This window comes from Novosphingobium sp. 32-60-15 (assembly GCF_002280675.1).
In the GTDB taxonomy this organism is placed as follows: domain Bacteria; phylum Pseudomonadota; class Alphaproteobacteria; order Sphingomonadales; family Sphingomonadaceae; genus Novosphingobium.
In genome coordinates this window covers 1-26,691 of the sequence record NZ_NCEN01000029.1, presented here as the reverse complement: position 1 = coordinate 26,691, position 26,691 = coordinate 1, and the positions used below count along the sequence as shown (strand labels likewise).

The 26,691-nt window shown below is 58.5% G+C and carries 27 protein-coding genes and 1 tRNA gene; 18 read left to right on the top strand and 10 right to left on the bottom strand.

The window, feature by feature from the left end:
- Nucleotides 1-76 precede the first annotated feature (76 nt).
- The 5 genes from B7Y89_RS16095 (at nt 77) to B7Y89_RS16075 (ending at nt 4,401) form a co-directional block, all read left to right on the top strand.
- Nucleotides 77-967, top strand: a complete 891-nt coding sequence (locus tag B7Y89_RS16095) for a 3'-5' exonuclease (protein ID WP_292939756.1) — start codon at nt 77-79, stop codon at nt 965-967.
- Between the two features lie 114 nt (nt 968-1,081).
- The gene (locus B7Y89_RS16090; protein ID WP_292939752.1) at nt 1,082-1,648 is read left to right on the top strand and encodes a hypothetical protein; all 567 of its coding nucleotides are present in this window, start codon (nt 1,082-1,084) and stop codon (nt 1,646-1,648) included.
- Between the two features lie 141 nt (nt 1,649-1,789).
- Entirely contained in the window at nt 1,790-2,605 is an 816-nt protein-coding gene (locus tag B7Y89_RS16085) for a hypothetical protein (RefSeq protein ID WP_292939749.1), read from the top strand.
- 221 nt (nt 2,606-2,826) lie between these two features.
- Entirely contained in the window at nt 2,827-3,585 is a 759-nt protein-coding gene (locus B7Y89_RS16080; protein ID WP_292939746.1) for a hypothetical protein, read from the top strand.
- Between the two features lie 165 nt (nt 3,586-3,750).
- The gene (locus B7Y89_RS16075; RefSeq protein ID WP_292939743.1) at nt 3,751-4,401 is read left to right on the top strand and encodes a hypothetical protein; all 651 of its coding nucleotides are present in this window, start codon (nt 3,751-3,753) and stop codon (nt 4,399-4,401) included.
- Nucleotides 4,402-4,618: 217 nt separating this feature from the next.
- Here the strand turns inward: B7Y89_RS16075 and B7Y89_RS16070 are convergent, their stop codons facing one another.
- The 3 genes from B7Y89_RS16070 to B7Y89_RS16060 all read right to left on the bottom strand — a co-directional run bounded on the left by B7Y89_RS16070 (nt 4,619) and on the right by B7Y89_RS16060 (nt 7,628).
- On the bottom strand, nt 4,619-6,763 hold the full coding sequence (locus B7Y89_RS16070) for a hypothetical protein (RefSeq protein ID WP_292939740.1): 2,145 nt from the start codon (nt 6,761-6,763) through the stop codon (nt 4,619-4,621).
- Between the two features lie 201 nt (nt 6,764-6,964).
- Nucleotides 6,965-7,041 (bottom strand) — tRNA-Pro (locus tag B7Y89_RS16065).
- 311 nt (nt 7,042-7,352) lie between these two features.
- Nucleotides 7,353-7,628 (bottom strand): HU family DNA-binding protein, encoded by a 276-nt coding sequence (locus B7Y89_RS16060; RefSeq protein WP_292939737.1) that lies wholly within the window; start codon nt 7,626-7,628, stop codon nt 7,353-7,355.
- Between B7Y89_RS16060 and B7Y89_RS16055 the strand changes: the two genes are divergently transcribed.
- From B7Y89_RS16055 to B7Y89_RS16040, 4 genes are read left to right on the top strand one after another with little or no spacing between them, the layout of a single operon-like run.
- Entirely contained in the window at nt 7,627-8,091 is a 465-nt protein-coding gene (locus B7Y89_RS16055) for a hypothetical protein (RefSeq protein WP_292939734.1), read from the top strand. The two genes, B7Y89_RS16060 and B7Y89_RS16055, sit on opposite strands and share 2 nt — an antisense overlap.
- A complete protein-coding gene (locus B7Y89_RS16050) occupies nt 8,033-9,196 on the top strand; it encodes an efflux RND transporter periplasmic adaptor subunit (RefSeq protein WP_292939731.1) in 1,164 nt (387 codons plus the stop codon). Before B7Y89_RS16055 ends, B7Y89_RS16050 begins: the two co-directional genes overlap by 59 nt.
- Before the next feature lie 6 nt (nt 9,197-9,202).
- Nucleotides 9,203-12,358 (top strand): efflux RND transporter permease subunit, encoded by a 3,156-nt coding sequence (locus B7Y89_RS16045; RefSeq protein ID WP_292939728.1) that lies wholly within the window; start codon nt 9,203-9,205, stop codon nt 12,356-12,358.
- Nucleotides 12,355-13,764: an efflux transporter outer membrane subunit gene (locus B7Y89_RS16040; protein ID WP_292939725.1), complete on the top strand. Its 1,410-nt coding sequence runs from the start codon at nt 12,355-12,357 to the stop codon at nt 13,762-13,764. The genes B7Y89_RS16045 and B7Y89_RS16040 overlap by 4 nt, the downstream gene beginning before the upstream one ends.
- Nucleotides 13,765-13,776: 12 nt before the next feature.
- Here the strand turns inward: B7Y89_RS16040 and B7Y89_RS16035 are convergent, their stop codons facing one another.
- The 3 genes from B7Y89_RS16035 to folE are packed head-to-tail and all read right to left on the bottom strand — an operon-like array spanning nt 13,777 to nt 15,879.
- Nucleotides 13,777-14,253 (bottom strand): PaaI family thioesterase, encoded by a 477-nt coding sequence (locus tag B7Y89_RS16035; protein ID WP_292939722.1) that lies wholly within the window; start codon nt 14,251-14,253, stop codon nt 13,777-13,779.
- Nucleotides 14,254-14,294: 41 nt separating this feature from the next.
- Complete coding sequence (locus B7Y89_RS16030; RefSeq protein WP_292939719.1) at nt 14,295-15,263, bottom strand: FAD-dependent oxidoreductase; 969 nt, start codon at nt 15,261-15,263, stop codon at nt 14,295-14,297.
- 19 nt (nt 15,264-15,282) lie between these two features.
- Nucleotides 15,283-15,879, bottom strand: a complete 597-nt coding sequence (folE, locus tag B7Y89_RS16025; protein WP_292939760.1) for a GTP cyclohydrolase I FolE — start codon at nt 15,877-15,879, stop codon at nt 15,283-15,285.
- Between the two features lie 163 nt (nt 15,880-16,042).
- On the opposite strand from folE, the gene B7Y89_RS16020 reads away from it, so the two are divergent.
- Nucleotides 16,043-16,633: a LuxR C-terminal-related transcriptional regulator gene (locus B7Y89_RS16020; RefSeq protein ID WP_292939716.1), complete on the top strand. Its 591-nt coding sequence runs from the start codon at nt 16,043-16,045 to the stop codon at nt 16,631-16,633.
- Here the strand turns inward: B7Y89_RS16020 and B7Y89_RS16015 are convergent.
- On the bottom strand, nt 16,630-17,001 hold the full coding sequence (locus tag B7Y89_RS16015) for a hypothetical protein (RefSeq protein WP_292939713.1): 372 nt from the start codon (nt 16,999-17,001) through the stop codon (nt 16,630-16,632). The genes B7Y89_RS16020 and B7Y89_RS16015 overlap by 4 nt on opposite strands.
- A 181-nt stretch (nt 17,002-17,182) precedes the next feature.
- Here B7Y89_RS16015 and B7Y89_RS16010 point away from each other — a divergent pair, with 181 nt between their 5' ends.
- Nucleotides 17,183-17,569, top strand: coding sequence for a protocatechuate 4,5-dioxygenase subunit alpha (locus tag B7Y89_RS16010; protein ID WP_292939710.1), 387 nt, complete (start codon nt 17,183-17,185; stop codon nt 17,567-17,569).
- Complete coding sequence (locus B7Y89_RS16005; protein ID WP_292939707.1) at nt 17,566-18,411, top strand: class III extradiol dioxygenase family protein; 846 nt, start codon at nt 17,566-17,568, stop codon at nt 18,409-18,411. The genes B7Y89_RS16010 and B7Y89_RS16005 overlap by 4 nt, the downstream gene beginning before the upstream one ends.
- An 884-nt stretch (nt 18,412-19,295) precedes the next feature.
- On the opposite strand, the gene B7Y89_RS16000 is transcribed toward B7Y89_RS16005, so the two are convergent.
- Both B7Y89_RS16000 and B7Y89_RS15995 read right to left on the bottom strand, forming a co-directional pair.
- Nucleotides 19,296-19,922, bottom strand: coding sequence for a response regulator transcription factor (locus B7Y89_RS16000; RefSeq protein ID WP_292939704.1), 627 nt, complete (start codon nt 19,920-19,922; stop codon nt 19,296-19,298).
- Nucleotides 19,919-21,490 (bottom strand): histidine kinase, encoded by a 1,572-nt coding sequence (locus tag B7Y89_RS15995; RefSeq protein ID WP_292939701.1) that lies wholly within the window; start codon nt 21,488-21,490, stop codon nt 19,919-19,921. The genes B7Y89_RS16000 and B7Y89_RS15995 overlap by 4 nt, the downstream gene beginning before the upstream one ends.
- A 336-nt stretch (nt 21,491-21,826) precedes the next feature.
- Here B7Y89_RS15995 and B7Y89_RS15990 point away from each other — a divergent pair, with 336 nt between their 5' ends.
- The 4 genes from B7Y89_RS15990 (at nt 21,827) to B7Y89_RS15975 (ending at nt 23,938) form a co-directional block, all read left to right on the top strand.
- Nucleotides 21,827-22,363, top strand: coding sequence for a helix-turn-helix transcriptional regulator (locus tag B7Y89_RS15990; protein WP_292939698.1), 537 nt, complete (start codon nt 21,827-21,829; stop codon nt 22,361-22,363).
- A gap of 109 nt (nt 22,364-22,472) precedes the next feature.
- A complete protein-coding gene (locus B7Y89_RS15985) occupies nt 22,473-22,823 on the top strand; it encodes a hypothetical protein (RefSeq protein ID WP_292939695.1) in 351 nt (116 codons plus the stop codon).
- A gap of 46 nt (nt 22,824-22,869) precedes the next feature.
- Entirely contained in the window at nt 22,870-23,328 is a 459-nt protein-coding gene (locus B7Y89_RS15980) for a hypothetical protein (RefSeq protein WP_292939692.1), read from the top strand.
- Between the two features lie 103 nt (nt 23,329-23,431).
- Complete coding sequence (locus B7Y89_RS15975; protein ID WP_292939689.1) at nt 23,432-23,938, top strand: winged helix DNA-binding protein; 507 nt, start codon at nt 23,432-23,434, stop codon at nt 23,936-23,938.
- An 81-nt stretch (nt 23,939-24,019) separates the two neighbouring features.
- Here B7Y89_RS15975 and B7Y89_RS15970 read toward each other — a convergent pair whose 3' ends face one another.
- Complete coding sequence (locus B7Y89_RS15970; protein WP_292939686.1) at nt 24,020-24,727, bottom strand: hypothetical protein; 708 nt, start codon at nt 24,725-24,727, stop codon at nt 24,020-24,022.
- 453 nt (nt 24,728-25,180) lie between these two features.
- Here B7Y89_RS15970 and dcm point away from each other — a divergent pair, with 453 nt between their 5' ends.
- Together dcm and B7Y89_RS15960 are read left to right on the top strand one after the other, a co-directional pair.
- The gene (gene dcm / locus B7Y89_RS15965) at nt 25,181-26,197 is read left to right on the top strand and encodes a DNA (cytosine-5-)-methyltransferase (RefSeq protein WP_292939683.1); all 1,017 of its coding nucleotides are present in this window, start codon (nt 25,181-25,183) and stop codon (nt 26,195-26,197) included.
- An 80-nt stretch (nt 26,198-26,277) separates the two neighbouring features.
- Complete coding sequence (locus B7Y89_RS15960; RefSeq protein ID WP_292939680.1) at nt 26,278-26,667, top strand: EcoRII N-terminal effector-binding domain-containing protein; 390 nt, start codon at nt 26,278-26,280, stop codon at nt 26,665-26,667.
- The last annotated feature ends 24 nt before the right edge of the window (nt 26,668-26,691 follow it).

Sequence of the window (26,691 nt, the reverse complement as noted above, 5' to 3'; positions counted from 1 at the left end):
TGACCGAGTAGGATGATGGAAAAGAGAGTTTTCCTCGCTTTGCTCGGTTGAAATGAAACCAAAGAGGACATTGATAATGACAATACCTGAGACCGGCAGCGCGTTGCTGCCAGCATATTTTCCTGCGCCAGACCTTGGCGATAGCAGCTGGGACATCCGCATTTTGCGCAAGGTTGCGCCACTGGCGACGACACCGCTGATAGGGCCGGATCTGGCGCGAAAGCCAAGCTACATCGGCGTGATCGACTGCGAGGCAACATCGACCGATCCGCACACGGCCGAGGTGATCGATCTTGCGGTCTGCGTGCTGGAAATCGATAACGTCGGCGTAATCACCGGCGTTGCCGAACTGAAGCAAAGCCTGCGCGATCCCGGTATGCCCATCCCGAAGGACGTGACCCGGTTGACGGGCATCAGCGATGCGGACGTGGCAGGCGCGCAGTTCGATGCGCAGGACTGGACCCACCTGTTCATGGAGTGTGATCTGCTGGTGGCGCACAATGCGGCCTATGATGCGGTCGTGCTCGAACGGCTGCTTCCGGGCATACGCGGAATGCACTGGGCCTGCTCCATGTCGGAAATCGACTGGGCGGGCCTCGGCTTCGACGGTAAAACGCTTGGCTATCTGCTGACGCAGATCGGATTCTACAGCAAGGGCCACCGCGCCATGGCCGATGTCACATCGCTGGTTCACTTGTTGAGTTGGCAAGGGCCTGACGGACGCTGCCTGCTGGCACATTTGCGCGACCGGGCCGATCGCATCACGACTAAAGTCGAGGCCCTGAACGCACCGTTTTCGCGCAAGGACATGCTCAAGGCACGCGGTTACAAATGGAATTCGAAGCGGCGTGTGTGGTGGGCAGAGATCGAGGACGATGCGCTGGAGGAGGAAAAGCGCTGGTTGACGGATGAAGTGCGCTGCACGCCATCGCTGGAATTCCTGACATCCGCTGGACGTCACCGCTGATCGCGCAATAGCCGACCACAAAACGCAATTCACCAGCACAATCGCAAAAGGGCTGAAGCCGCAAGGCTGTCGGCCCTTTTGCGCGTCTGGACCTACGCAAACGGAACAATACCCATGATATGCCGAACTTACCTTACCACCTTTGCCATCCTCGAAGACGACAGTGGCTATCCGATCGAGTTTGCCACGTTCAGCGTGGCCGACGATGGCAACCGCAATTACCGCTTCCATATGCGCCCTGGCGGGTTGTCGACGCACCCGGCCAATGATCTTGCCTGGCGCTTTCTGGGCCATGTGCCCGAAGGCAGCGATATTCTCAGCGTCATACCTTTGTCAGGCCAGCGCCCACTGGCGGAGAGTTTCGAGATCGGCGCCCTGGCCAGCGCCTTCCGCATGCTCGGCCTCCCGATTGAGGGTTACGGACGGATGCACGTATTACGCAACAGCGAATGGCAGCTTGTGCAATCCGCATTCGATCACGGTCTGCCCTATCGCGGGCCGGACCGGAAGCGTGGGCTCGAAGGCCAGATCGCGCTGCTGCCATTGCGCGCACAAGCGATCTGGCTGGCGTGGCTTTCAGAAACACGTGACATCCAGCCATCGGACAAGCGCGACGTTCTTGCCGCATGGCAGGCTTGGCGGGCGCTCGTGCGGATAGGGAAAGGCATGCCGTCGATCTAAGCCGGGGCCGTCAGCCCCACCATGCGCGGCCGATGCGATATGTGCAGTCGGTCATCCACCACAACAAGCAACCACCAACAATCCCGCAAACGGCCGCCCATCGAGGCGGCCGTTTGCGTTTCAAGCATAGGAAACAACACCATGAAGACGTTTACGACACCGGCAAACACCACACCTGCAACCCAACACTTCACCTTTTTCGATCTGGAAACCCACTGGGACGAAGTGCTGCACAACAATTACTGCTTCATCGAGCAGACCCAGAGTTGGCCACCCCGGATTGGCACCCGGCGCATTCATGCAGCAGCGGCCTTCGATCTGGCGCTGGCCGAGGACGGCACCATCACGTGCGAGCGGATTGCCAGCTGGACCATGCCCAATGACGGCGGCGAGAAAGGCGTGGTCGAGGGACTGTTCACGCACATGCGCGCACAGCCCGATGGCACCTGCATGGTGGGCTATGGTTCAATCGCCATGGACGTGCCGGTCCTGAAACTGGCGGCGATGGAATACGGCCTCGTCATGCCGACACAGTTGATTGCTTCGGCAGGAGACTGGAAAGAGGCATGGCGTCCGCATCTCGATCTTGGTCTTGCGATCAAGGGGCAAGGCAAAACCTGGCACCACCTTAGCGAAATCCTTGTGCGGCTGGGTATTCAGGCGAACCTTCTGCGCGACAAGGCCAAGGTCGGCTTCCCGCAGGCGCCAAACGAATGGCACGAACTGCGCAGCCACGTGGAACTGGACACGGTCCTGACGGCAGCGGCAACTCTCGCCTGGGCACGTTCGCAGGGCCATGCCGGGATTGATCCGGCCACGGCCAGCCATGCCTTGCTGCAGTGGTGGTCGCGCCATGGCACGCTCAGCCCGCGCTTTGTCGAACGTGTCGGGCTGGCATCGGATTCGCTGTGGCGGCGGATCGGTAGCAAGGCGCCGATGCTGGCCACTGTGGATTGACGCGGACGCCGGTCTGCAACGGCATCTGGCACTCTCACCAATCCCATCAAACCACAAGGAGAACGCCCATGACCTGATCTGATCGGGCCACCGCGCGCGACACAATGTCGTTTGCGCCAAGGCCAAAAGCGGAGCTTCGTCCGCAATATCGAAACCCAACGCCCACGGCCGTCGACGCAATCCCGCGTCGGCGGCCTTTTTTGTTTAGAAGGAAGTACAGCATGGCAAAGAAGCCAACCGATCCCCTGGCCCGCATGATCGCGGCCCAGACCAAACGTAACAGAGAAGCGGCAGCACTCGAAAGTCGCAAGGCGCTGGCGGCAAGGCAAGAACTCGTGCCCATCGCCGGCACCACTATCGTGCCCGATGCCCGTTACAGCGAGCGAACCCGTCGCCCTTATGGCGAAGGCCCCTGGAAAGCCGAATCTGAAAAGGTTGCATGGACCGATCCGGCGACTGGCTATCCCTGCATCATTCTGCGCCAGCCGGGCGGCGAACTTGCCGGCTATGTTGGCGTTGAACCCCATCATGCCTTGGCCGGGTGGGCAGCCGATGCCTTGCCCGGAAGCATCAACGACGGCCTGCACCGGCCGGTAAACTATGGCGCGGCCTGTCAGGAGGCGATCCCGGAGCGAATTAGCATCTGCCATGTGCCGCGTGCCCGGCATAATACGCCATCGCAGGCGCTTCATCAGGGGCGCGAACCGGGACGCTCCGGACAGGAACACGGCGAGGATCTTGCATGGTGGTTCGGCATGACGATGGATGGACCGCAGGACTACATTCCCCGGCGGGACACCAGCGGTTTGTCGCGCGATCGCGGGCAGGTATACCGGGACGAGCATTTCGTTTGTGCGCAAGTCACCGTTCTTGCAGGTAAGCTCAAGGCCCTGGACGATGCGGCCAAGTCCACTTCAGGCAGCACACCCGGCGCAGACACCGGCGCTTTGCCCGCCCCAAAGCGGGAGGATCGGGCATGAGCCGCAACCATAACAACAACATCGCTTATGAGAAGCGGCGAAACCCAAGGCTGCCTTGGGGTTACTGGATGACCATCTTATGGTGATCCTGATTTGCCCCTGGTCGACGAGGACGGCACGCGTTGGCAATCCTTGCGCACAGCATTGTGGTCCGGCCGTCTTGGGATGGGTGACAGCTATTTCGATGTGATCGAAAATCAGCTGGAATTCCTGCTCGCCGTGCTCGTTGCCATCGAACGCACAGTTTCCAGCCAAAGCGAATCGGCCAAGGATCTGTTCGGCGGTGACTGGCAAAAAGCCGCGCACTACAGCATGTGGCTCGAGGGGCACGGTCTGATCGAGGAGGGGGACCGGCTAAACAGGGCAACGATCACGCCTGAAGGCCGGGCGATCATTGCCATGCTGATGGCGACGCGCGATCCGGACCTCATGGCCAAACCCATCGGTCTTCGCAGTCTTGCCACATATGCCGGTATGCGCCAGGAACCCGACCGGGCCGCAATGGAGGCGGCCATTGCCCGGGCCGAGGCATCATTGCCAGCGATGCCAATCACATTTGCCCGGCACACCGTCGCAGACACGCCGGCGGTTGTCCTCATCGGCCCTGCACGATCGCGCATTGCCATCAGTGAGACGATCTGGGCGCTGCAGTTCGACGGCGAACACGAGCGAGACCTGTTTTACCGCTGGTTGTTGATCCGTGCGGATCGTTGGCGGCACTGGGCGGAGATTGTGCAGCGACAAGGCGCACCTGCCCTGACGCGGCACTTTCTGGCGCTGCGAATTGCTGAGGAGGCAGAGAAGGGGGGCATTTAAACGTCTTCGGCAACGATTGTAGCTGCAACAGGCGCATAGAAGTGGCTATCCCAATTTTGCCATCCAGCGAGAAAGTTGCATTTGAAGCCAAGAGTTTAATCGTTTCAAACTTGGTGCCCTACTTTCCGGGCCAATCTACCGAAATCATCTTTTCGCAGATTGGCCCGGCGTTTGATCATCATCTTGGTTGCGGCTCATGAGATTCCGCTTCCGCCAATCATTCAGGCAGTCTGCTTTTGCCTATACCGAGATCGGAACGGGTTTTGCGCGCTATTCCTGCCCCGGTTCTTGAACGCTCGGCCATCGGCAGCAGGCGGATTGATTGATGTTTTAGACCCTTGGTGATGTTGGGTATATACTTCTCCATCACTTCGAGGCGCTCTGCCAGCACCACCTCGATGCCTTCTGTCTCGATGCGCTTGGAATAGTGCTTCCCGTTCGTGCCCTGACGCGCATGTCCCATTATGTCAGCGCGAATGTTGTCGTTGATCCCGTCTACCTCGAAGCAACTGCTCACCAGACTGCGGATGCTGTGAATGTCGGAACGTTTCCCATCGGCGTTCACAGGTATGGCCATCTGGGTGCCGATATAATTGACCATGTGCTGCCAGGCACGGTCATAAAAGAACGCGCCCCCGCGTTTTTCGGGGTTCACGTAAAGCTCAGGGAACAATGCGGCGTGGCCTTCGGCCTTTATCGCGGCATGATAGTCTACGAAACCCAGCCGGAGCAGTTCCTTGGGTATCGGCAAAAGACGGTTTCTGGCTTCGCGCTTTTCACCTGCCATCTCGCCATCGCGCCCACGTGTCAGGTTGTCCCGGATCCAGACGTGCGGGACAGGCGAATCAACAATGACGTCATTTACTTCAAGGCCACAGATTTCCTCGCGGCAGGCACCGGTATAGTACCAGAATAGCGGGGCATAGTAGGCGGCGTCGTGATAAACTCTTGCGCCCCTTCCAGAGCTGCGCAGCCGGTTGAGGTGTCCATCGCAGCCAGTAAACAGCGGCGAGGAAAAAAGCTCTTGCAGATGCGCGCGCTTCCATGGCGGTCGCAAGTCAAGGCTACTGTTTTTGTTGGCTTCTGCTGTTCGTCCAGCCTTGAAATCGAGCACGATCACGTTGGCCGTCCCGGTTTTCCATGCCGTTTTCGTCAGTTGCATTGAAACTGTTGCCATCGTCGACATATCGCGGTTGACCGTTACGGCCTTGCGCCGTTTTGCATTCTTCAAGGCACCCGACGTGGCGATCTCTGCGCTGACATCGGCGAACGGGCGAGCCATGGGGCCCTTCTGATGCAATGTGCCGAATGCGAAATTGCCCGGTAGTGACTGCAAGCCCTCCTTGAAGTCGATTACGTCAAGGTGGTTGTAGTCGCCCAGTGCCTTGTCACCGGTGATCCAGGCAAAGGTCTGCATGATTCGCCGTTGCTGGCTGACATCGCCCTTCCACTTGCCATCGTTCTTCAGCGAGACGAGCGTGGGCTCGATGAGCTCGCTGAAAGGGCGTGGGTCCCGATAGAGAAACTGACACGGCAGCGCCGGCGAAGGTGAGGGGGGCAGCGAAGTGCTGGACGCACTTGTAATATCTTCAGCAGTTGGCCCTGCACTTTTGGGGACTATGCTTAGGACAGGACTTGGGGCTGGCGCTGAAGGAGCGACAAGAGGTGGGGCAGACTGTGAAGTGTGATTCTTGCCATCATCGTCCGGGAGAAGCCATCCTTCAAATGGGTCGCCGCCGACGATCGTCCTGAACCGCTCGTTTAGGGTGGCTAGAATGCTCTTGGCCTCTTCTGAAACAGGTCCGAAATCAGCCATCAGTGCCGCCGCAACGTCAGGAACATCAAGCAATGCAGCATCTGCAAGGTTCTCGCACCGGCGGGTTGCAGCCAGATATCCACGGAGCAATTGTGCGCGAGCAACTCCTCTTGCTTGCCCGTGGGTCGGCGCGCCAATGGCTTCAAGCCGCCGCTTTACATACGCGGCATCGTATTGCTCATTTAGCTGTTTAATGTAGTCATCGACACAAAAGGATAGGACCGCTTCGGCAGCTAGGCGTTCGCGCTCGCTCGTCGTCAATTCGAGTGGGTGGTCGGGCTGGAGGAGGACTTTGATCGCCTCTGATTGTTCCCGCGCAATTGACTCTATACTGCTCGAATGGCCTGCGTTTTCGAGGTAGCTGTTGACTAAGAGCCGCAGTTCGCTCTCTAGTTCATGCCGAAAGAGCGCCTCGATCTCGGCGCCGTTCAGCTGACGGCCTTCTTCCATCATCTGTGCAACCTGGTCCTTCACCACGACGAACCGCGATGAAAGCCGCGTCGACAGGCGTCGGGCATTCCGGGGATCGGCGGTCTTCAGCGCCAAGCTTACCGGCTTTGATATAAGATTTCGGAAATGAACCCGGCGGCGATAAACATATCGGCCCTGGATGCGGGTTACGTAAGGTATGCGGGACACAGGTCTTCACCTTTCCGCATGTGTCAGGGCCGTGTGCACTGGCTGTGTGCCAATGCTCGCGGCTGGACCATGCTAAAAGGCGGAAATCGCTCGCTTTTTGCGATAAAGTGGTCGGGGAGATAGGATTCGAACCTACGACCCTCTGGTCCCAAACCAGATGCGCTACCAGGCTGCGCTACTCCCCGACCGGGAGAGGTCCGCCGTTTCTGGTGGACCTGGGTTGTCTGTCCACCCTCATTCGGGTGACGACGAAGGCGCGAATGGCACCGGTTTGCGGGGAAGTCAAATCGCAACAGCAAGACAATCCCCGGAATCGCAAATTTTTTTGCCAATCGCCAAATTCGACGCATCTGCGCTGCCCGTCTTGCCGCGGGGCAGGTGTGGCAACAGGCTGGCAAAGCAAAGGGCAGGACCGGCACCCGTGGATCACGAGCGGCGGTCCTGCCCCGACTGGCGTGCAAAAGCCCTGCTTGCGGACAAGCCGGGCTGATGTGGCTTAGCCGTTCAGCTTGTCCTTGACGGCCTTGGCGGCAGCAAAGGTCAGCTTGTTCGACGCAGCGATTTGAATGGTCGCGCCGGTTGAAGGGTTGCGGCCTTCACGCGCCGGTGTGTTCTTCACCTTGAACTTGCCGAAGCCGTTCAGCGAAACTTCTTCGCCCTGTGCGGCAGCATCGGTGATCGCGGTGAACACACTGTCGACGGCCTTGCGGGCGTCTGCCTTGGTAAGGCCGTGGCTTGCCGCGATGATGTCGGCGAGATCGCTGTTGTTCATGGGTGTATTGTCCTCAATTTATAAAGAGACGGCACGGCTAACGCATGGTTATCTGGCAAAGCTATGCCCCCGGGCACTCTTTCCACTGAATTTTGCTGAATGGCAGTGTTTTTTCGTCGATTTTGGGGGCGTTAGATCACGAATCGATGAAATTCAGGAACTTTGGGCCAATTGTATCTTTGTGTCGCAAGTGCTTGCTCGGCCCAACAAGGGACGTGCGCAGGTGCCGCAATCTGCTAGACACGCGTTCGAAAGCCGTTCCGCGAAGGCGCGCGCACTGGTCCTTCGCGTTCAGATTGCAGCTATTGTAATGTTGCACACCATGGGCGTGTCCGGGACGGTGTCAGATACCAGTGAGACTATTCTTGCCGAACACACTGTCCTTGCCGTCCCGCTTGCAGACCATGTCCATCATCGCCGCAGGGGCCATCTCCATGCTGCTCTCGGCCTGTGGATCAACTGACAAACCCAAGAGCAAGCCCGAACCGGTCGTCGGCGTCATTATCGCGCGGGCAGGGCCGGTGGAATTGACCACCGAACTGGCCGGCCGCACAGAAGCTTTTGAAATTGCAGAGGTACGCCCGCAAGTCGCCGGTCTGGTGATGGAGCGTTTGTTTGCCGAAGGCTCGTATGTTCGCGCAGGGCAACCGCTCTACCAGATCGATTCGCGCATTTATGCCGCCAATCAGGCGCAAGCCTCCGCCTCGGTCGCTTCGGCTCAAGCCACGGTTGAAGCCAATCGGTTGAGGGCGGAACGCTTTGCCCTTCTGGCCGAACAGGGCGGCGTCAGCAAACAGGATGCGGCCGATGCCCGCGCAACGTACAACCAGTCGCGCGCCAGCGTGCAGCAGGCCCGCGCGGCATTGGCTTTTGCGCAAGTGAACTTGGGCTTCACCCGCGTAACGTCGCCGATTGCCGGGCGCATCGGCATTTCGATGGTCACCAAGGGTGCGCTCGTCACAACCAATCAGGCCAACCCCATGGCCAAAGTGCAGCGGCTGGATCCGATGTACGTCAACATCCAGCAGTCTGGCGCAGATTTCATCGCGCTGCGCCGTGCAATTGAAAGCGGCAAGCTTATTTCCGGCGCCGCGCCGGTAGAAGTGATCCTGCCTGATGGCTCTGCTTATCCGATCCTGGGCAAACTCAATCCCGCTGATATCGACGTTAATCCGCAAACCGGCACGATCACTGTCCGCGCTGTCGTGCCCAATCCAAAGGGTGATCTGCTTCCCGGCCTGTTCGTGCGCGCGCGCGTCGGGCAGGGCACAGTCCCGGGCGCAATCTTGGTTCCGCAGGCAGCGGTCAGCCGCGATCCACGCGGTCGCGCCAGTGTGCTCATCGCAGGCGCGGATGGAATGATCGAAAAACGCCAGGTCACGGCTGATACGCCGGTCGGCCAGAACTGGCTGGTTTCTGCGGGCTTGAAGCCGGGTGAAAAGGTTGTCGTTGAAGGACTTAATAATGCGCGCGAAGGCCAGAAGGCCAAAGTTGTGCCCGCTGGCAGCAAGCCCAGGGACGATGTCAAACCCGGTGCCAAACCCGGTGCCTCAGGTGCTGGAAAGTAACCGCCGATGATGTCCCGGTTCTTTGCGCATCGCCCCATTTTTGCCTGGGTGCTCGCCATCGTCATCATGGCGGCGGGCATTGTTGCTGTCTCCACAATGGGTGTCGAACAATACCCCGATATCGCGCCACCTACCGTGTCGATCAACGCAACATATGGCGGCGCGGATGCCGCAACGGTTGAAAACAGCGTTACCCAAGTCCTTGAACAACAACTCAAAGGGCTTGATGGATCGCTCTATTTCACCGCTAACTCGTCCAATGGCTCGTCCAGCATCACCGTCACTTTTGACAAGGGCACCGATCCCGATACCGCGCAAGTGCAGGTGCAAAACGCCATTGCACGCGCGATCAACCGATTGCCCGCGGTCGTCCAACAACAGGGCGTCAACGTCAATAAGGCGCAGTCCGACCAGCTCATGGTCGTCTCGATCTATGACAAAACCGGTCGTGCCACCAATTCCGATATTTCCGATTATCTGACCACCCATTTTCAGGACCCGATCTCGCGCGTTGAAGGTGTGGGCAATACGCAGGTCTTCGGCGGATCGTTTGCGATGCGGGTCTGGCTTGATCCGCTGCGCCTTGCCGCCGTCCAGTTGATCCCGGCAGACATCACTGCCGCACTGCAAGCGCAGAATACTCAAGTAGCTGCCGGGGAAATCGGTGGGAACCCGTCGCCTGAAGGCCAACGCCTGAACGCAACCGTCACCGCGCGGTCCCGCCTTGAAACGCCAGAGCAGTTTGAAAACATCGTCGTCAAAACCAACGTCGATGGTTCGGTGGTCAAGCTCAAGGATGTCGCCCGCATTGAAATGGGCGAGGAAAGCTACGGCTCGCTCAGCCGCTTTAACGGCATGCCTGCCACCGGCATTTCGATCAATCTGGCCTCGGGCGCCAATGCCATGCTGACCGCTGATCTGGTCAAGGCAAAAGTCGAAGAACTCGCCAAAGATTTGCCTCCGGCTTATTCCATCGCTTATCCCAGAGACAGCAGCACGTTTGTTAAACTTTCCATCGAGGAAGTCGTCTGGTCGCTGTTTGAAGCGATCGTGCTCGTCGTCGTTGTCATGTTCGTGTTCCTGCAAAGCTGGCGTGCAACACTGATTCCCGCCATCGCCGTGCCAGTGGTCCTGCTCGGCACATTCGGCATACTTTCGCTGGCGGGCTATACCATCAATACGCTGACGATGTTTGGCGTGGTCCTGGCCATCGGTTTGCTGGTTGATGACGCCATTGTCGTTGTCGAAAACGTCGAACGCGTCATGCACGAAGAAAAGCTGGGGCCATTGGAAGCCACAGTCAAATCGATGAACGAGATCACCTCGGCATTGATCGGCATCACCCTCGTGCTGACCGCTGTGTTCGTGCCAATGGCGTTTTTCGGCGGATCAACCGGCGCCATCTACCGCCAGTTCTCGGTCACGATTGTGTCGGCAATGGTGCTGTCGGTATTGGTCGCGTTGATTTTTACCCCCGCCTTGTGCGCCACTTTGTTAAAGCCGGTCGGCGATCACGAAAAGCCCAAGGGCCGTTTCTTTGCCAAGTTCAATTCGAGCTATGCGAGTCTTGAAAATCGCTACCGTGGTCGGCTTGCCCGAATCGTCGGACGACCTGCGCCATGGCTGGCGGTATTTGGCGCAATCTGCATCGCCATGGTGTTGCTCTACGTTCGCTTGCCGACCAGTTTCCTGCCGGCAGAAGACCAAGGCAACCTCTCGCTCAGCTATCAACTCCCGGTCGGCTCAACATCGGAACAGACCCGCGCCGTCGCGACTGAAATTTCACGCTATATCCGCGAAACGGAAAAAGAGAACGTCCGCGCGGTGTTTGTGGTTATGGGCCGTGGCCCATCCGGCTCTGCCCAGAACGCGGGCCAGGGCTTCGTGCTCTTGAACGATTGGGCCGAACGCAAAGGCAAGGATCGCTCTGCCGCCGCTGTTGCTGAACGGCTCAACGCCCATTTTCGCAAATCGCGCGAGGCGCAGATTTTCGTACTCGATCCGCCGCCGATCCGGGGCTTGGGCAATTCGGGCGGTTTTGAAATGTGGCTGCAGGATGCGTCCGGTGCGGGGCGTGAAGCACTTACCGCTGCGCGCCGCCAGCTTGCCAAGAGCGCAGAGGATGATGATCGTCTTGCCCAAGTCCGCCTCAGCGGTCTTGAAGATACTCCGCAACTGAAAATCGATATCGATGATCAGGCGCTCACCACCTTTCAAATTCCCCCTGCCAGTGTGAATTCCACCTTATCCATTGCTTGGGGTGGTCTGTACGTGAATGATTTCGTTGATCGCGGCCGGGTTAAGCGCGTGTTTGTCCAAGGTGATGCGCCCTATCGCAATGAACCGTCAGACCTTGGCCAATGGTTTGTGCGCAGTGCAAGTGGTGAAATGGCGCCGTTTTCTGCCTTCGCGTCCTCGCGCTGGACGCAAGGTGCGGTGCGGCTTGATCGCATTAACGGTGTTGCTGCACAACAATTGCAGGGCGCTGGTGCCCCCGGCATCAGTTCGGGTGAGGCTATGCAAATCATGGAGGACAACGCCGCTAACCTCGATGGCAACTTCACGGTTGCGTGGAGTGGCTTGTCATTTCAGGAACGCGCCGCCTCCAGCCAGTCAACCTTGCTCTACGCTGCCTCGATCTTCTTCATTTTCCTTTGTCTTGCCGCACTTTATGAAAGTTGGTCAGTGCCGGTTGCAGTGCTGATGGTGATCCCGCTCGGCATTATTGGCGCGGTTCTGGCTGTTTCGGTCCGTGGGTTCAGCAATGACATCTATTTTCAGGTGGCGCTGCTCACCACCATTGGCCTGTCTGCGAAAAACGCCATTTTGATCGTTGAATTTGCCGAAGCGGCCATGCAACGCGGGATCGATCCGGTCACTGCGGCAATGGAAGGCGCGCGTCTGCGGTTGCGCCCGATCATCATGACCAGCGTTGCCTTCATTGCGGGCGTTCTGCCACTGGCCACCGCCAGCGGGGCAGGCGCCAATGGTCGCCAGGCAATCGGCACCGGCGTGATGGGCGGCATGCTTTCCGCAACGCTGCTGGCCATCTTCCTGGTGCCGCTGTTCTTTGTGCTGGTGAAAGGCGCATTCAAACGCAAAAAAGTCTCGCCCGCGCCCGACCACCCGCCGCTCGAAGCAACGCAGGGAGAACCCGCATGAAGCTGCGCGCCCTCCTCGCAACACTTCCGGCATTGTCACTGACGGCTTGCAACCTTGCGCCTAAATATACCCGTGCCGAAGCGCCGGTGCCTCCTGCATTACCGCAAGGCCCGGCTTATACCGCGTTGCCTGCCGGAGAAACCACCGCCGATACGCTCGGCTGGCGCGATTTCTTTACCGATCCGCGGCTGCAACAGGTCATCGCCAAATCCTTGGCCGACAATCGCGATTTGCGCGTGGCCTTGGCCAATGTTGAACGGGCAAGGGCAGTATACCGCGTCAATCGCGCAGCATTGTTCCCTATCGTCAATGGTACTGGCACATTATCGGCAGTGCAGGGTACGCAAGGCCGCGTCACCGATAACTTCCTTGTTCAAGCAGGCTCCAGCGCATACGAAATCGATTTGTGGGGGCGGTTGCGCAATTTGGGTGCGGCGTCATTCCAGCGTTATCTCGCGACGGACGAAGGCCGCAAATCCACGCAGATCGCGTTGATCGCTGAAACTGCCAGCGCATGGTTGACGCATGCCGCCACGGCTGATGCTTTGCGCATCGCCCGCGAAACGCTTACCACGCGGCAAGAAACGCTTTCGATCAACGTCCGGCGCGAAGCCAACGGCATTGGCACCAAGCTTGATATCGCGACAGCCACTGCTCAATTGAATGCGGCCCAAACTGCGGTGGCGGATTTCACCACAGACCTCGCGCAAGCGCGCAATGCTCTCGAATTGCTCACGGGTGGTCCACTGGGCGACGACGTGCTGCCCACCACGCTTGGCAATGGTGATCAAACTTTGGCCACGCTTCCGGTTGGCCTCTCATCCGAAGTCCTGCTGCGCCGCCCTGATGTGATCGCTGCCGAACACACTTTGCGCGCCACTTATGCCGACATCGGCGTTGCCCGCGCTGCCTTTTTCCCCACGCTTTCGCTGACAGGTCTGTTTGGCTATGCCAGCGCAGGCTTGCTCAAAATATTTGAAAGCAGCAGCTTCCAGAAGACCGCGAACGCCGCGCTGCGCCAGCGCATCTTTGATGGCGGGGCCACGGCCAATAACCTCAAAGCTGCCAAAGCATCGCGTGACGCCGCGCTCGCCAGCTATGAAGCCGCCATCCAGAATGCCTTCCGCGAAGTGGCCGATGCGCTCGCCCGTCGCGGCACGATAGACGACCGTGTTGCCGCGCAAGTCTCGCTCGAAGCCAACGCAGCCACTGCCTATCGCCTCTCCACCGCTCGCTATGACGCAGGCATCGCCAATTACCTCGAACCGCTCGATGCGCAGCGCACGTACTATAACGCGCGCCAAACGCTCGTCTCGGCCCGCCTGATCAAAGCCGCCAACATGGTCGAATTATACCGCGCTTTGGGCGGCGGCCTTCAAGAACAGACCGTATCACCAACGCCGTAAGCGGATATGGCTCTAATGCGCGGACGTACCCGTCGTTCGTTTGATCGTGCCCGAAAAGCTCATCACGGCCTCATCGCCGGAAAAGATCATCCCCCGCACAAAGACCAAACTCCGCCCGGAACGCACGCATTCGCCACGCCCGGTCAATATCTGTGCCGGTGCCGCGGCACTGACGAATTCGCAATTCATCGTGACCGTCACCCCGTTCACTTCATCGCCGTCCGAACCGCCAATCATGAACAGGGTATAGTCCGCAAACGTCATCAACGCGCCGCCATGGACAGTGCCGTGGCCGTTCGCGTTCTTCGCATCGGGCAGAAAGCCGGTCACGATCCCGCGCTCGTCGCGCCTGACAAAGAATGGCCCGCTTGCATCCTCGAAAGGATCGTGGCCAGACCATTTCCACCAGCCACGCCAGTGGCCTTCCTCTTCCGCGATAAAGTTGCCCCGGATAGGAGGCTGCAACGAAGGCGCATCGTGATCGTTCATGCAACGTCCCTGACCGAGGGGCGCCAATTTGTCGAGCGTGATCAGGCTGCGGCTTGTTCCATTGACGCCATAATCCGGCTGGCCAGCGATTTTCCGGATATCCACGCATTCTCCACGCGCGGACCCAGCAACCAGTCACCGCAAATGCCGATCCGTGATTTCCCGCTCCATAGCGCGCCCAGATTGCTTCCGGTCGACATGGCATAGCGCCAGCGGTGCGCCGTTCCCATGACCGGCACCGGCATCTTGATCGACAGCGCCCCGCTTAAAGCCGATAGCAACTGCGTGGCCACCATGTCAGCAGGTTCTTCGATGTGCGCGCTTGACCAGTTGGGGTTGGCTTGAACCACCCACGCTTCCGGCCCGGTCCGCCCCGGCTTTGCCGAGTTGCGCGCCGCCCAGCTGATCGATCCGGCATCGCGCACCGTGTCGCGTTCGGTCGGCAGCTTGCCGTCAAATACAAACATCCCGGTCCAGCATGGTTGGGACCGTGCCGCCAGCGCTGTCGACGCCAGTGAAAGATCGTGCAGCGCCACAATCGCCGCAGTCTGTTCGGGGGGAAGTGCAACGACGACTGTATCAAACGGACCGCTCTGCATGCGTTCGCCGTCACCATTCTCGCCGGACAAGTGCCAGAAACCATCGCGGCGCACCAACCCGCGCACATTCCATCCGAAGGATACGTCATGATGATCGGCCAGGTCACGCACCACAGCGTTCATACCGGGTACGCCAACCCACGCTCCTGTCCCGGCTGCGGGCCAAGGCGATGCCACGCCGCAAGCAGACCAGCGCGCCACTTGCGCCATGAATGCCGGATCACGCACGGTGAAGTACTGTGCGCCATGGTCGACATGGGTTTCGCCCAACGGGGTCTGCATGCGCTTGGTAGACATGCGGCCACCGGGCCCACGTCCTTTATCGAATAAGGAGACACTGTGGCCGGCACGTTTAAGCCGGTCCGCACAGGATAGCCCAGCCATGCCGGCACCAACGATCGCAACACGCATTGTCACAGGTTTCCGTGGCTCAACCACGACCCATCAACGACAAGACTTCCTTGCGGCTGCTAGCGTCGTTGAGAAAGCAGCCAAGCATCCGGCTCGTTACCATACCCACGCCATGCGTCTTTACGCCGCGACCGGTCATGCAGCCATGCTGCGCTTCGATGACAACTGCTACACCATGTGGTTGAAGATTGTCCCAGATACATTTCGCCACTTCGGCAGTAAGCCGTTCCTGCACTTGCAACCGCTGGGCATAGCCGTGCAGCACGCGCGCCAGCTTGGAAATGCCGACGACACGGTCCTTGGGGAGATAGGCAATCGAGGCCGTGCCCGTAATCGGTGCCATGTGATGTTCGCAATGGCTCTGGAACGGAATGTCACGCAACAGCACAACTTCGTCGTAACCGCCTACTTCTTCGAACGTGCGCGAAAGGTGTACGCCCGGTTCGCTGGCATAGCCGCTGCAATATTCACGCCACGCCCGCGCCACGCGCTTTGGTGTGTCGATCAGGCCTTCACGATCCGGCTCATCGCCTGACCAGCGCAGCAGCGTGCGGATCGCTTCCTGCACATTATCTGGCACTACGATTTTGCCATCTTCGCCAACAACGTCGGCCATGCCGGAGGAGGCAGCGAGGGAAGGGGATAATACGTTCATCGGCGGATACTCCGGCAGGCAATGTTGCTGCAATGTTGTCCGAATGCGCGCCACCCCCATCAGGAACAACACGGACCAAAGGGCACGGATTGGAACTTAACCAAAACAGGCGTATATGGCCTGCATGTCTATCGCCGAAATGATCGCTTCCAGCCCCACGGCTGCCGTCATCAGCAATCCGCGTTTGCCGGATAACCCGATCATTGCCTGCAATGACGCGTTTGTTGAACTTACCGGTTATGCGCGAGAGGAGATCATCGGTCGCAATTGTCGATTCTTGCGCGGCGCAGGGACTGAGCCTGAAAAAGCGCTTGTCCTGCGCGAAGGCATTTGGCGGCACCAGCCCGTCATGGTCGAAATCTTGAATTATAAAAAGGACGGCACTCCCTTCCGCAACGCCGTCATGGTCGCCCCCATCTTTGATGCAGCAGGCGAGGTTGAATACTACCTCGGCTCACAAGTGGAAATGGGGGATGATCAAGCGCACGCCAATGACATCCGCCGCAATGGCGCTGCCGAGCGTGTTGAACGCCTCAGCCGCCGCCAGAAGGAAATTCTGGTTCTCATGGCGTCGGGCAAGTTGAACAAGCAGATCGCTTATGAACTCTCGCTCAGCGAACGCACCGTCAAGATGCACCGCTCCGCCGTGCTTAAGGGGTTGGATGTAAAGACCAGCGCCGATGCCATCCGCGTCGCCATCGAAGCGGGCTTCTAAGCCGCTTCGGGCAATTCAATCTTGCGCGCCGGTGCCAGTCGCAAGGCATCGGCAATCTCGATCACGTCTGCCACGGCCCGCGCTTCATCAAGCGTAAGCCCCTCAAACCCCGGCAAAAACGCGCGGCATGCCTGAAGCAGATTGCTGGGTGAGCGTTCCAGCTCGGAACGATACTCGTCCAATGTCCGGCATCCGTCGATCTCTCTCCACGCAATTCCCGTGGAAGACGGCCTTTCATGATAGGCCCACAACGCCAGAACGGCGCGTTCAACCGCAATCTGCGTCTGCTCTACCACAGCACCCCCCGCAGCCCGCGCTTTCAGGCGTTGGCGGTATCGGCGTTGGCGTTCGGCGTTGGATAAGGGCATGTCCTAAGCATATGCCTTGTCCCCATCAACCGATAGTCCGTTACGTTACTTAACGGCCGCTAATCTTCCGCGCCCGAACTTTGATCTCGGTCAAAGCATGATTGTATGTGTTGCATATGATTTTGTTCAGGCCGGACAGGAATTGCCACGCAAGGCAAAGTCCGGCGCAGGAGATGCGGAGATGACACCTGAATCGGTAAATGCGGATAACGCCATCCGCCGCGCGATACCGTTGTTCGATGGTGGCCTTGCCACACGCGGCTATGCGCTCAACGCCATGTGCTTTTCATTCAATGAAAAGGCCAACCGCGATGCCTTTCTGGCCGATGAAGAGGGCTATTGCGCGCGCTTCCATCTGACTCCTGAACAGCGCAAGGCCGTGGCTGATCGCAATGTTCTGGCCATGCTCGATGCCGGTGGCAACGTCTATTATCTTGCCAAACTGGCGGGAATTTTCGGCCTTGGCGTGCAGGATCTGGGCGCGCTGCAAACCGGTATGTCGGTTGATGAATTCAAAGCCATGCTGCTGACATGGGCTGATAAAATCCCGCATCAGGAGAACGCATGATGGCCAATATCATCGGCGGCTATTTCACCAGCCACGTCCCCGGCATTGGCGGCGCCATGGTGCGCGGCGATCAGGAAACGCCCTATTGGAAGCCCTTCTTCGATGGTTATCCGCCCATCAGCAAATGGTTGGCAGAGGCAAAGCCCGATGTCGCGGTCGTGTTCTCCAACGATCACGGCCTCAACTTCTTCCTCGACAAGATGCCCACTTTTGCGGTCGGCGCGGCTCCATCCTATGACAACGCCGATGAAGGTTGGGGGCTACCTGTCTACAAAAGCTTCACCGGCCACCCTGCGTTATCATGGCACCTCATCGACAGCCTCGTCCGTGATGAATTTGATATCACTACCTGCCAGCAAATGCTGGTCGATCATGCCATCTCCATCCCGTTTGAACTGGTCTATCCGGGCGTAGAGACTTGGCCGGTCAAGTTGATCCCCATCGCCATCAACACCGTCCAGTACCCGCTGCCCAGCCCCAAACGCTGCCTCGCGCTTGGCCGCGCGGTTCATCGCGCATTGCAATCATGGGGCGGCGATGAACGCATCCTCGTCTGCGGCACCGGCGGCCTTTCACACCAGCTGGACGGCCCCCGCGCCGGTTTCATGAACCCTGATTACGATACGTTCTGCCTCGATAACCTTGCCGCAAACCCCGATGCGCTCACCGGTCACACTGCGGAACAAGTCGCCGAACTTGCCGGCACCCAGGGCGTCGAAATCCTCAACTGGATCGCCGCGCGCGGGGCCATGGGCGATATCCCGCTCACCCAGGTCAGCCGCAATTACCACATCCCCATCAGCAACACCGCCGCCGCCAGCCTGCTGCTGGAACCCGCCTGAAAATGCGATCTGGCAGGGAAGGGTTGGCCAAAGCAGCCAACCCTTTGCTCCATTGTTCCCGACCTGATCGTTGGCAAGGCTATCGCCCAATCGGGGCTGCAAGCGTTCATCGCCAGACCAAGCGCCCAAGAAATCATAGCCCAACCCATGACGAAAGGGGGCCGCTACTCGCCCACCTCCGCCGTCCCGGACTTTGATGGCGCTTAGCCCTTTCGGCAACGTAAATCCCGATTCCGTCATGCTGAACTCGTTTCAGCATCCATTCCTCCCCAAGCATCGTCGGTTTGAATGGCGGGATAGACCCTGAAACAAATTCAGGGTGACGGAACAGCGGTAACGGATGCGGACGGGATACCCGCCAAACAAGGTCAGCACGACTGGGGGATGGGGCTTCATATTTCACGCAGAGACGCAGAGAAGAAGACGAGACGCGAAGAGGTCGGGTCTGACGGCAGAGCCGTTTTTCAAGGCAAACCAGGCCAAATCGTGATCGCCGGATTTTCCGGACGGCCTTGCGGCCAGAACCCTCCTCCGCGCCTCCACTTCATCTCCGCGCCTCTGCGTGAAACCTCTTCATCCACGGCTCAGGGACCATCCAATCGGCGGTGCCTGTTGAAACAAGTTAGGGCCTATCCCCTTGGGCAAGGTAAATCCCGGTTCCCGTCATGCTGAACTTGTTTCAGCATCCCTCCCTCTCCACAAACCGCCGTGTGACTGGATGGATGGACCCTGAAACAAGTTCAGGGCGACGAAACAGGGGTATGCAAACGGGAGATGCGCCATCTTTTATCCGGGGTGAGGCTTTCGCTTGCCCGCACGAATCCACAAGGAACGTGCCAACGCCAGAACCACAAAGCGCGCGGCCCACCAAAGCCCAGCCCGCGTCAGTTGTCCCGCGCACTCACCGCCAGCAATGCCAGCTCGGTGCGGTTATCGATGTTCAGCTTTTGATACATCGTATGCAGGTACACTTTTACCGTGCCTTCACCGATGCCCAGTTCTGCGCCGATATCGCGATTGCGCATGCCGCGTGCCACCAGCGCCGCAATCTTGCGTTCGCGCGGGTTCAGTTTGGCAAGCGGGCCAAGGCTGTCGGGCTTGAGCGATAAGTCGAGGGCGCGCTGCAAGAAGCACGGTGAAATCGCCCTTTCGCCCTCATGCACTTTGTCCAGCACATAGACCAGTTCGTCTTCCGCGCCGTCTTTAGAGATAATCCCCTCAACGCCTGCGCGCATGACCGCCATCAGCTGTTGATTGTTAATCTCGGCTGTCAACAGCACGACGGGACGCTTGTCACCGCGATCACGCAGCGTTTCAAGCGCTTGCACCCCGTTCATTCCCGGCATGTTGATGTCCAGCAACACGATTGCCGGGTCATGTGTCGCAATTGCATCCAAAGTTTCTTCACCACTGGCTGCTCCGGCCACGACCGAAAACCGCGTACCGCGCAACACAGCTTCCACGCCCGCTCGGATAAAGCCGTGGTCGTCAGCAACTAGAACAGGAATCATGCAAATTCTCCGGTACGGATAGCAATATCAAGGCGGGCACCTTTGGCGGTGCTGCCAACACGAAATTGTCCGCCCAAGGCTTCGACCCGTTCACTGATGGAACGCGGGCGGATTGCGGCAGCGGGATTGGGAAAGCCGGTTCCGTCGTCGGAAATGCTCAGCTTCAGGATGCCGTCTTCGTCGGTCAATTCGACGCACACTTTGCTGCATTTGCCATGGCGCACGGCATTGGCGATGGCCTCGCGCACCAATTGGCGGATTTCATGGGAAAGCTGCACCGATACCCACGGCGAATGATCGGGCAGGATCAGCTCGGTTCCGATCTGCCAATGTGCGCCGGTTTCCTGCAGCAGGGCGCGCAATTCATCGGCAATCTCGGTGTGGCGGTCACCGGCTTCGCCCCGCCGCAAACGCTCGATCAATTGGCGCAGGTGGGCTTGCTCGCGGCGCAGAGCATTCTTGATTGAATCGATTTCGCCCTCGGGTTCATGACCTTCCCGGATCCAGCGGCGCAGCGCTTCCAGACGGAACAACGTCCCTGCCAGAAATTGGGCGACGCTATCATGCAGGTCGCGCGCCACGGCATGGCGCACCCCGGTTTCGGCGGCATTGCGCGCCAGACTGGCCATCTCTTCGCGGTCCAGCGCATGGCCAATCTGATCGCCAAGCGCGCGCAGCAAAGGCAGATCGTCAACGCTCAGCATCTCGCAATCCCATGCAATGATATGTCCATCGCCCATCGCGGTTCGCAGCGGGACAAGGATGCCCTCGTTAATGCCATAATGCTGGGTCAGCTGTGACCGGACCGGCACCTTCAACATCTTAACGCCGGACACCTCCAACGTGATCATCCGGGACTTGGCGATGTTGAACAGCGTGGTTGGTACCGGCACATCCAACTGATCGCCAAATTCGGCCGGGCCAACGCGCCGCACCGTAATGCCCGCCGGGCTGCGATGGCGGAATTCCACCCAAGGCTCCTCGCTTGCCGCAAAAGCCAGGACCACCTGGCGCGCTCCCAGTACCGACGCGATTTGTGCCAAAGCAGAATCAAGCAATCGGTCATGCCGTTCCCCCAACAGACCTGTCGGTTCAGCAAACTGGATCATACGCCCCCCGCTGCGTGCCAATCCAAGCCACACCAGAAGGCTTGCTAACACCATCATATGGGCGGTGCGGCGGGCAAAGCGGAACAAGTCAACATCGATGCCCATCAGGAAAATCGTCAGCGCAATCACCAAATTCGCAAAAAGAAGCGCGCTTGCGGTCATTGCGGTTGCGCGCCATCCCCAACGCGTGGTGGCCGCAATCAAAAGAAATGCTGACGAGGCAAGGAAGGGGCTTTGTGATCCGCTATAGCTGGTCTCGATAAAGAATATCGTGGCCAAAACCGCCGTGACATCAATTACATGTGCCATAAGCGCCAAGCGGAAATCGAACCACCAACTGCGCCATGCCACAATAATCAACACTGCAGTCCACAGCAGGTGAGCGGTCGTGAAGAAAAGGCTGCTCGGTCCCCAGCGGAACGGAACTGCCGGATCGAGCCAGACCGAGAGCAAGAGCATCAACGTTAACGATGCGCGCGCGGTTGCAATTACTCTACCCGTCCGTCTCGTCAGCGCACTGCTACCCACCTCTCTGCTCCGTGATCCATTGTGCAAAATGCCAAACACGTCACTGCAAGCCGAACAAGGTAACCTGTGTATGTGCGGAATATCACTAAAGATCATTTTGGGCCGACAAATTATCGCGGATACTGCCTCTATCGAAAGTACGGTTGGATAAATCGGGCAAATGTTGTAAAAATCACTACAGGGACGTTAACCCTTTTCTTGTGGGAAGCGGCTCGCCGGGGTGCGCACATAATGATGGTAGATAGAGATCTGGCTGAAAACCCTCTGGTGGCGTTGACCGCGAAACAGCGTGAAGTTCTGGACCTGTTGATCCAGCACAAGACGTCGAAAGAAATCTCTCGCCTGCTCGGTATCTCGCCGCACACCGTGGACCAGCGCATCATGCTCGCCCGGGGCAAGCTGGGTGTTGGCTCGCGCAGCGAGGTTGCGCACGCCTATCGCACCCTGCTCGAAACATACGAACAACCCATATATGGACTTTCCCATATAGGTTTTCCGCCAATTACCGCTGAAAGCTTGGGGCAGGAAGACGAACACGTCGACCTGTCCGGAACCGGGGTCTTGCCTCCGACGCCGCAGGCGTCAGGGATCGAAGGCAGCACACAGGTTCCAGCAGTCCCGGTCCAAACCCCGGATACTGCCGGCCAGGTTGTCTATCACCCCGTCCTCCCGGAGATGTTCAACGGGCCATACGGCACCTTGATGCGGCTGGGTTATATCACCGGCATCACGGTGTTCCTGATCATAATCGTGCTGGGAGGGTTAAGCATGTTTGCGCAATTATCCTCTCTGCTTGATCGCTGATCGCGGTACGGCCCGAAGATCGTCTCCATCCGTAAGCCATGGCGACAGCGCGGGGGCGCTGCCGCTCTTGATAAAGGACCTGCGTCAAAAAGCGCAGGCGGGAGCCACGATGAACAACAGCAACAGCAATCAAGTTACCATCCACGGTCTGCGCATCACGCGTGATCTGCACGAAACCGAAGCCGCCATTGACGAAGCCCTGATCCGTCAGGCCAATCTTCTTGCCACCATGGTCCGCGCCCGCCGTGAAACGCCGGTCGGCGCCTTCACCGGCCAGGAAGCGCTGCTCCGTCTCGTGGCCAGCCAGAAGTCGATGCTCGATGCCAGCAACGAAATCGCCCGCGTCCACGGCAAACTCCTTGATGTCGGCCGTGAATCCGGCAGCTTTCTGGTCGATGATTGCCCCGAACGCGGCGTACTTCCTGCCGATACCGGCGCATCCTTGGCCCAGGTATCCTGATCCGATACTTTCGGGTTACGATCAAACAGGTGACTGACATCGGCCTATGATGTTGATTTGGACACTCCGCATCGCGATCGCGGCAATCGCCATCTTCGCCTTCCGCAAAGGGGGTGAGCCTGAGCGTCTTGTCGCGGCCGTGTTGCTGGCCTCTGCCGGGCTTGATGTGTTCAATCACATCTTGTTCGGGGAACCGGCGTTCTATCTGGTTAATCCCGGCCATCTCGTGATCGATGTCTGGTCGATGATTGCCCTGATGTGGATTGCCCTGCGTGCCAATCGGGCTTGGCCAATGTGGGTCAGCGCCGCCCAGATCATCGTCGTTTTGGGGCACGTGTCCAAAATCGTTGAATTGTCGCTGGTCCGCTACGGCTATTACGCGATGACTCAGGTGCCCTTGAACGTCCAGGCCGCGGCTTTGCTGATCGGAACGATTGCGCACATGCGCCGCCAGGAACGGATCGGCAATTACAACGCGTGGCGGCTCGACCGAAGCTGGGCCTGATCGCAAAGTCTCTACGATCTGCACCTTGGGGAAGGGGCTGATCGTCACACAACAGAAACAGCAACACGTACCATGACATTGTTGTTCATGGGGGAGCATCACTATGACCGTTCGCTCTATGCGCGCCGCCAACGGCCGCGCCACCACTGCCAAGCGAGGTCCCGGCAAAGCGAGAGCCGTCGAACTGGCCGTCTTGGCTGATACCATAGACCCCGCGATCGCCGCCCGCCACCTCACCATCGCGCGTGAGATCTATGCCGAGCGTCGCCGTCGCCACAAATTCCTGCCCGCTGACTTGTTCGGCGAACCGACGTGGGACATCCTGATCGATCTTTACATCGCCTATCGCGAAGATCGCCGCGTGCCCACCACCAGTTCGTGCATCGGCGCGCATGTGCCGCCCACCACCGCGCTGCGCTGGCTGCGCATTCTTGAATCGCGCGATCTGGTTGAACGCGAAGACGATGGCCGCGATGGCCGCCGCACCTTCGTCCGGCTCAGCCCGCATGGGTTGACCGCAATGGATGCCGCGTTCGCCAGCATCCACGCCAATATGTCGCGCGCCATCAATGCGGCCGATGTTGCGGATGCACCGCTGGAAACCGTTTGACAGTTCCCCGGAAGGCCGGACGGATAACGCACCCCCTCCGTCCGGCTGACCGGGTGCCCTATGGCGCGATCCGCATTGCGCTCAGCAAGGCCGTGTCTCGGGATCAGCCGCAGCATCTTCGGACGCCTCGGCGGCTGCCCGGGCCTCCGCCGCCTTCTGCGCCAGAACCTGCTCGCGCAGTTCCAGAAATTTGCGATGGATCGATGCCCGCACTTCCTTGGCGTCTTCGAAGCTCTGGCCGGCCCAGGCACGGCGCAGTCTGTCATAGACCGGATTGCCGGGTTTCAAGTCCTTTACCGCTATGGCACCGTCGCGGTCTCCGCCATAGCGCCCCGAACGCCGCGTCTTCAGCAAAAACGTCAAAAGCCTCGTGTCATAGCGTTTCCATGTGGCAACCACTTGTCCGTCCCACACCACGGGCCGCTCTTCCCCTGCAATCGCACGCTCCAGCGCGCAATCCTCCAACCGGCTGAAGCCCCGCTCAAGCGCCGCATCCCACGCCGCAGAAAAGCCCTCCGCCCCCTCGCGATGGCGCAACTTGTACAGCGCTTCCAGACTGACCCCGATGCTCCGCGCCGCCTGCGTCACAATCCCCGTCGCCGCCAGCATTGCCACAAACGCGCGCTGCTTGTCCGGCGTGATCGAATTGCGTCGCGGCACGGCATGCAAATAAGGATCAAACCGCACCAGCGGATCATCCTCCACCACCACCCCCGAAAACGCCACCACCGACGTCCGCCGCCCCGGCCGCACCGAAGCACACTCAAGCTCGCTCTGATTCTCGTCCATGCAAAGCGATTAACCTATTTGGTTATTTGTAGGAAAGTGAAAAGTTTGGCCGAACCAGCATTTTGGCCAACCCGCAGCAGCCACCTCGCCATAAATACCCTGCCGCTTGCAGAACTCACGGGAATGCGCAGATCAAAAGTGCCATCCCCACCCAGAAGCCCAAGCACCAATCTTCCCCCCTCCCGTTTACCGGAGGGGCCGGGGGTGGGCCTGCAACAACCGCAAAGCTGCTGCCAGTTGCCGAATGTGGATATAGCATGGCGAAGTGCGGTCATTGCCGGAGCCTGCGAGACATCGGACTATTTGGGGCTTTCGCAACTGTCACCGAAATTCCCAAATCTAATGGGCCGATTGTGGAAAACTGCGTCCAATATCAATATATACAGTACCAATGTCCTTGCCCATGTTCCACAAATGTTTCATTCTTAATGACGTTGCCAAAGGAGCCGGTGAGTGACGTCGTTTCGTTTTATCGATCTGTTTGCCGGAATCGGTGGATTGCGCCTCGGCTTTGAGGGCATTGGCGGTCATTGCGTTTTTACGTCTGAGTGGGACAAATATTCTAGAAAAACTTATCAGGCGAACTTTCGCGATAACCATGAACTGGGCGGTGATGTTCGGGAGTTTTCCGAGAACCCCGATCTCATTCCAGAGCATGACGTTTTGCTTGCAGGCTTTCCCTGTCAGCCTTTTTCAATTGCAGGCGTATCCAAAAAGAATGCGCTTGGGCGTCCGCATGGCTTTCTTTGCGATACCCAAGGAACATTATTTTTCGATGTTGCCAAGATAATCGAGCATCATAGTCCTGCCGCGTTTGTCCTTGAGAATGTTAAGAATCTGGAGCGACACGACGGAGGACGGACCTTCGCCACGATCATGAACGTGCTTACAAACGAACTCGGGTATCATGTTCAGCATCGGGTGATTGGTAGCCAGCCTTGGGTTCCGCAAAAGCGTGAACGCATCTTTATCGTTGGTTTCAAAGATCCCACCGCTTTCAATTTAGGTGGATTGAAAGTGCCGGATAGTGGGCCAACTCTTCGTAGCATCTTGCTGCCTCAAGACCTTGTCGATCCAAAGTACACTCTTACGCAGCATCTGTGGACTTATCTCCAAGACTATAAAGCGAAGCATGAAGCAGCGGGCAACGGCTTTGGTTTTGGGCTTTGTGGTCCTGATGACGTTACACGGACGCTATCAGCTCGGTATTACAAAGATGGCTCCGAGATTCTCATTGATCAGCCAAACAGTCGTCCGCGCCGCCTCACGCCGAAGGAATGCGCGCGTTTGATGGGCTTTGAGACGAACAAACGGCAGTGGGTTATCCCTTCGGATGTGTCAGATACGCAAGCTTATCGTCAATTTGGCAACGCGGTGGTCGTTCCTGTTGTTGAGTTCATCGCTAAGGGAATGCGGCAGTATATCAACGCCGCATTATCGCAACGCGGGGTAAAGTCACGAGCTGCATGATCATGGGTGCTAAGGTCATGGAATTTCGAAACTCTGCGTTCCCATCCAAACTGCCCATTGGCTTTTCGAAAGGCTAGCCTGTGGCATCTGCTAACTTGGCAAATTGGCTCGAACTGGTTTCAACCGGCGAGTATGTCTGGTATGTCAAGCGGCTGTCGGGCAACGACACTTTGGCAAACAAAAGTCATCAGGCAGGCCCTTACATACCGCGCCAGTTTATCTTTCGAGTGTTCCCTTCAATCAATGACAAGGGGATTAAAAATCCCGATGTGTTTTTCGATCTGCGAGTAGATTCGCATGACGAACAAAGCCGCGTTCGTGCGATCTGGTACAACAATCGGTTACATGACAATCCTGTTGGCGGACGCAATGAAACGCGTGTCACCGGATTTGGATGTCAATCGGCGTCCAAACGGGACCCACTATCGGCGTGCAAAAGGGAACCACCTGGCGGCGTGGCGCTGGGTTGATGGCGGGCGCGGATTTCGCGCTTG

Excerpts from the sequence above, each read along its gene's own strand:
- B7Y89_RS16030 (WP_292939719.1), bottom strand. The coding sequence starts at position 15,263 with ATGCGTGTTGCGATCGTTGGTGCCGGCATGGCTGGGCTATCCTGTGCG.
- B7Y89_RS16050 (WP_292939731.1), top strand. The coding sequence starts at position 8,033 with ATGTCCATCATCGCCGCAGGGGCCATCTCCATGCTGCTCTCGGCCTGT.
- B7Y89_RS16060 (WP_292939737.1), bottom strand. The coding sequence starts at position 7,628 with ATGAACAACAGCGATCTCGCCGACATCATCGCGGCAAGCCACGGCCTT.
- B7Y89_RS16090 (WP_292939752.1), top strand. The coding sequence starts at position 1,082 with ATGATATGCCGAACTTACCTTACCACCTTTGCCATCCTCGAAGACGAC.
- B7Y89_RS16015 (WP_292939713.1), bottom strand. The coding sequence starts at position 17,001 with ATGCCCTTATCCAACGCCGAACGCCAACGCCGATACCGCCAACGCCTG.
- B7Y89_RS16045 (WP_292939728.1), top strand. The coding sequence starts at position 9,203 with ATGATGTCCCGGTTCTTTGCGCATCGCCCCATTTTTGCCTGGGTGCTC.
- B7Y89_RS16095 (WP_292939756.1), top strand. The coding sequence starts at position 77 with ATGACAATACCTGAGACCGGCAGCGCGTTGCTGCCAGCATATTTTCCT.
- B7Y89_RS15995 (WP_292939701.1), bottom strand. The coding sequence starts at position 21,490 with ATGCTCTTGCTCTCGGTCTGGCTCGATCCGGCAGTTCCGTTCCGCTGG.
- B7Y89_RS16085 (WP_292939749.1), top strand. The coding sequence starts at position 1,790 with ATGAAGACGTTTACGACACCGGCAAACACCACACCTGCAACCCAACAC.
- B7Y89_RS16005 (WP_292939707.1), top strand. The coding sequence starts at position 17,566 with ATGATGGCCAATATCATCGGCGGCTATTTCACCAGCCACGTCCCCGGC.
- B7Y89_RS16020 (WP_292939716.1), top strand. The coding sequence starts at position 16,043 with ATGTCTATCGCCGAAATGATCGCTTCCAGCCCCACGGCTGCCGTCATC.
- B7Y89_RS16000 (WP_292939704.1), bottom strand. The coding sequence starts at position 19,922 with ATGATTCCTGTTCTAGTTGCTGACGACCACGGCTTTATCCGAGCGGGC.
- B7Y89_RS16010 (WP_292939710.1), top strand. The coding sequence starts at position 17,183 with ATGACACCTGAATCGGTAAATGCGGATAACGCCATCCGCCGCGCGATA.
- B7Y89_RS15980 (WP_292939692.1), top strand. The coding sequence starts at position 22,870 with ATGATGTTGATTTGGACACTCCGCATCGCGATCGCGGCAATCGCCATC.
- B7Y89_RS16055 (WP_292939734.1), top strand. The coding sequence starts at position 7,627 with ATGGGTGTATTGTCCTCAATTTATAAAGAGACGGCACGGCTAACGCAT.
- B7Y89_RS16040 (WP_292939725.1), top strand. The coding sequence starts at position 12,355 with ATGAAGCTGCGCGCCCTCCTCGCAACACTTCCGGCATTGTCACTGACG.
- B7Y89_RS15975 (WP_292939689.1), top strand. The coding sequence starts at position 23,432 with ATGACCGTTCGCTCTATGCGCGCCGCCAACGGCCGCGCCACCACTGCC.
- B7Y89_RS16035 (WP_292939722.1), bottom strand. The coding sequence starts at position 14,253 with ATGAACGATCACGATGCGCCTTCGTTGCAGCCTCCTATCCGGGGCAAC.
- B7Y89_RS15985 (WP_292939695.1), top strand. The coding sequence starts at position 22,473 with ATGAACAACAGCAACAGCAATCAAGTTACCATCCACGGTCTGCGCATC.
- B7Y89_RS16080 (WP_292939746.1), top strand. The coding sequence starts at position 2,827 with ATGGCAAAGAAGCCAACCGATCCCCTGGCCCGCATGATCGCGGCCCAG.
- folE (WP_292939760.1), bottom strand. The coding sequence starts at position 15,879 with ATGGCCGACGTTGTTGGCGAAGATGGCAAAATCGTAGTGCCAGATAAT.
- B7Y89_RS15970 (WP_292939686.1), bottom strand. The coding sequence starts at position 24,727 with ATGGACGAGAATCAGAGCGAGCTTGAGTGTGCTTCGGTGCGGCCGGGG.
- B7Y89_RS16075 (WP_292939743.1), top strand. The coding sequence starts at position 3,751 with ATGGGTGACAGCTATTTCGATGTGATCGAAAATCAGCTGGAATTCCTG.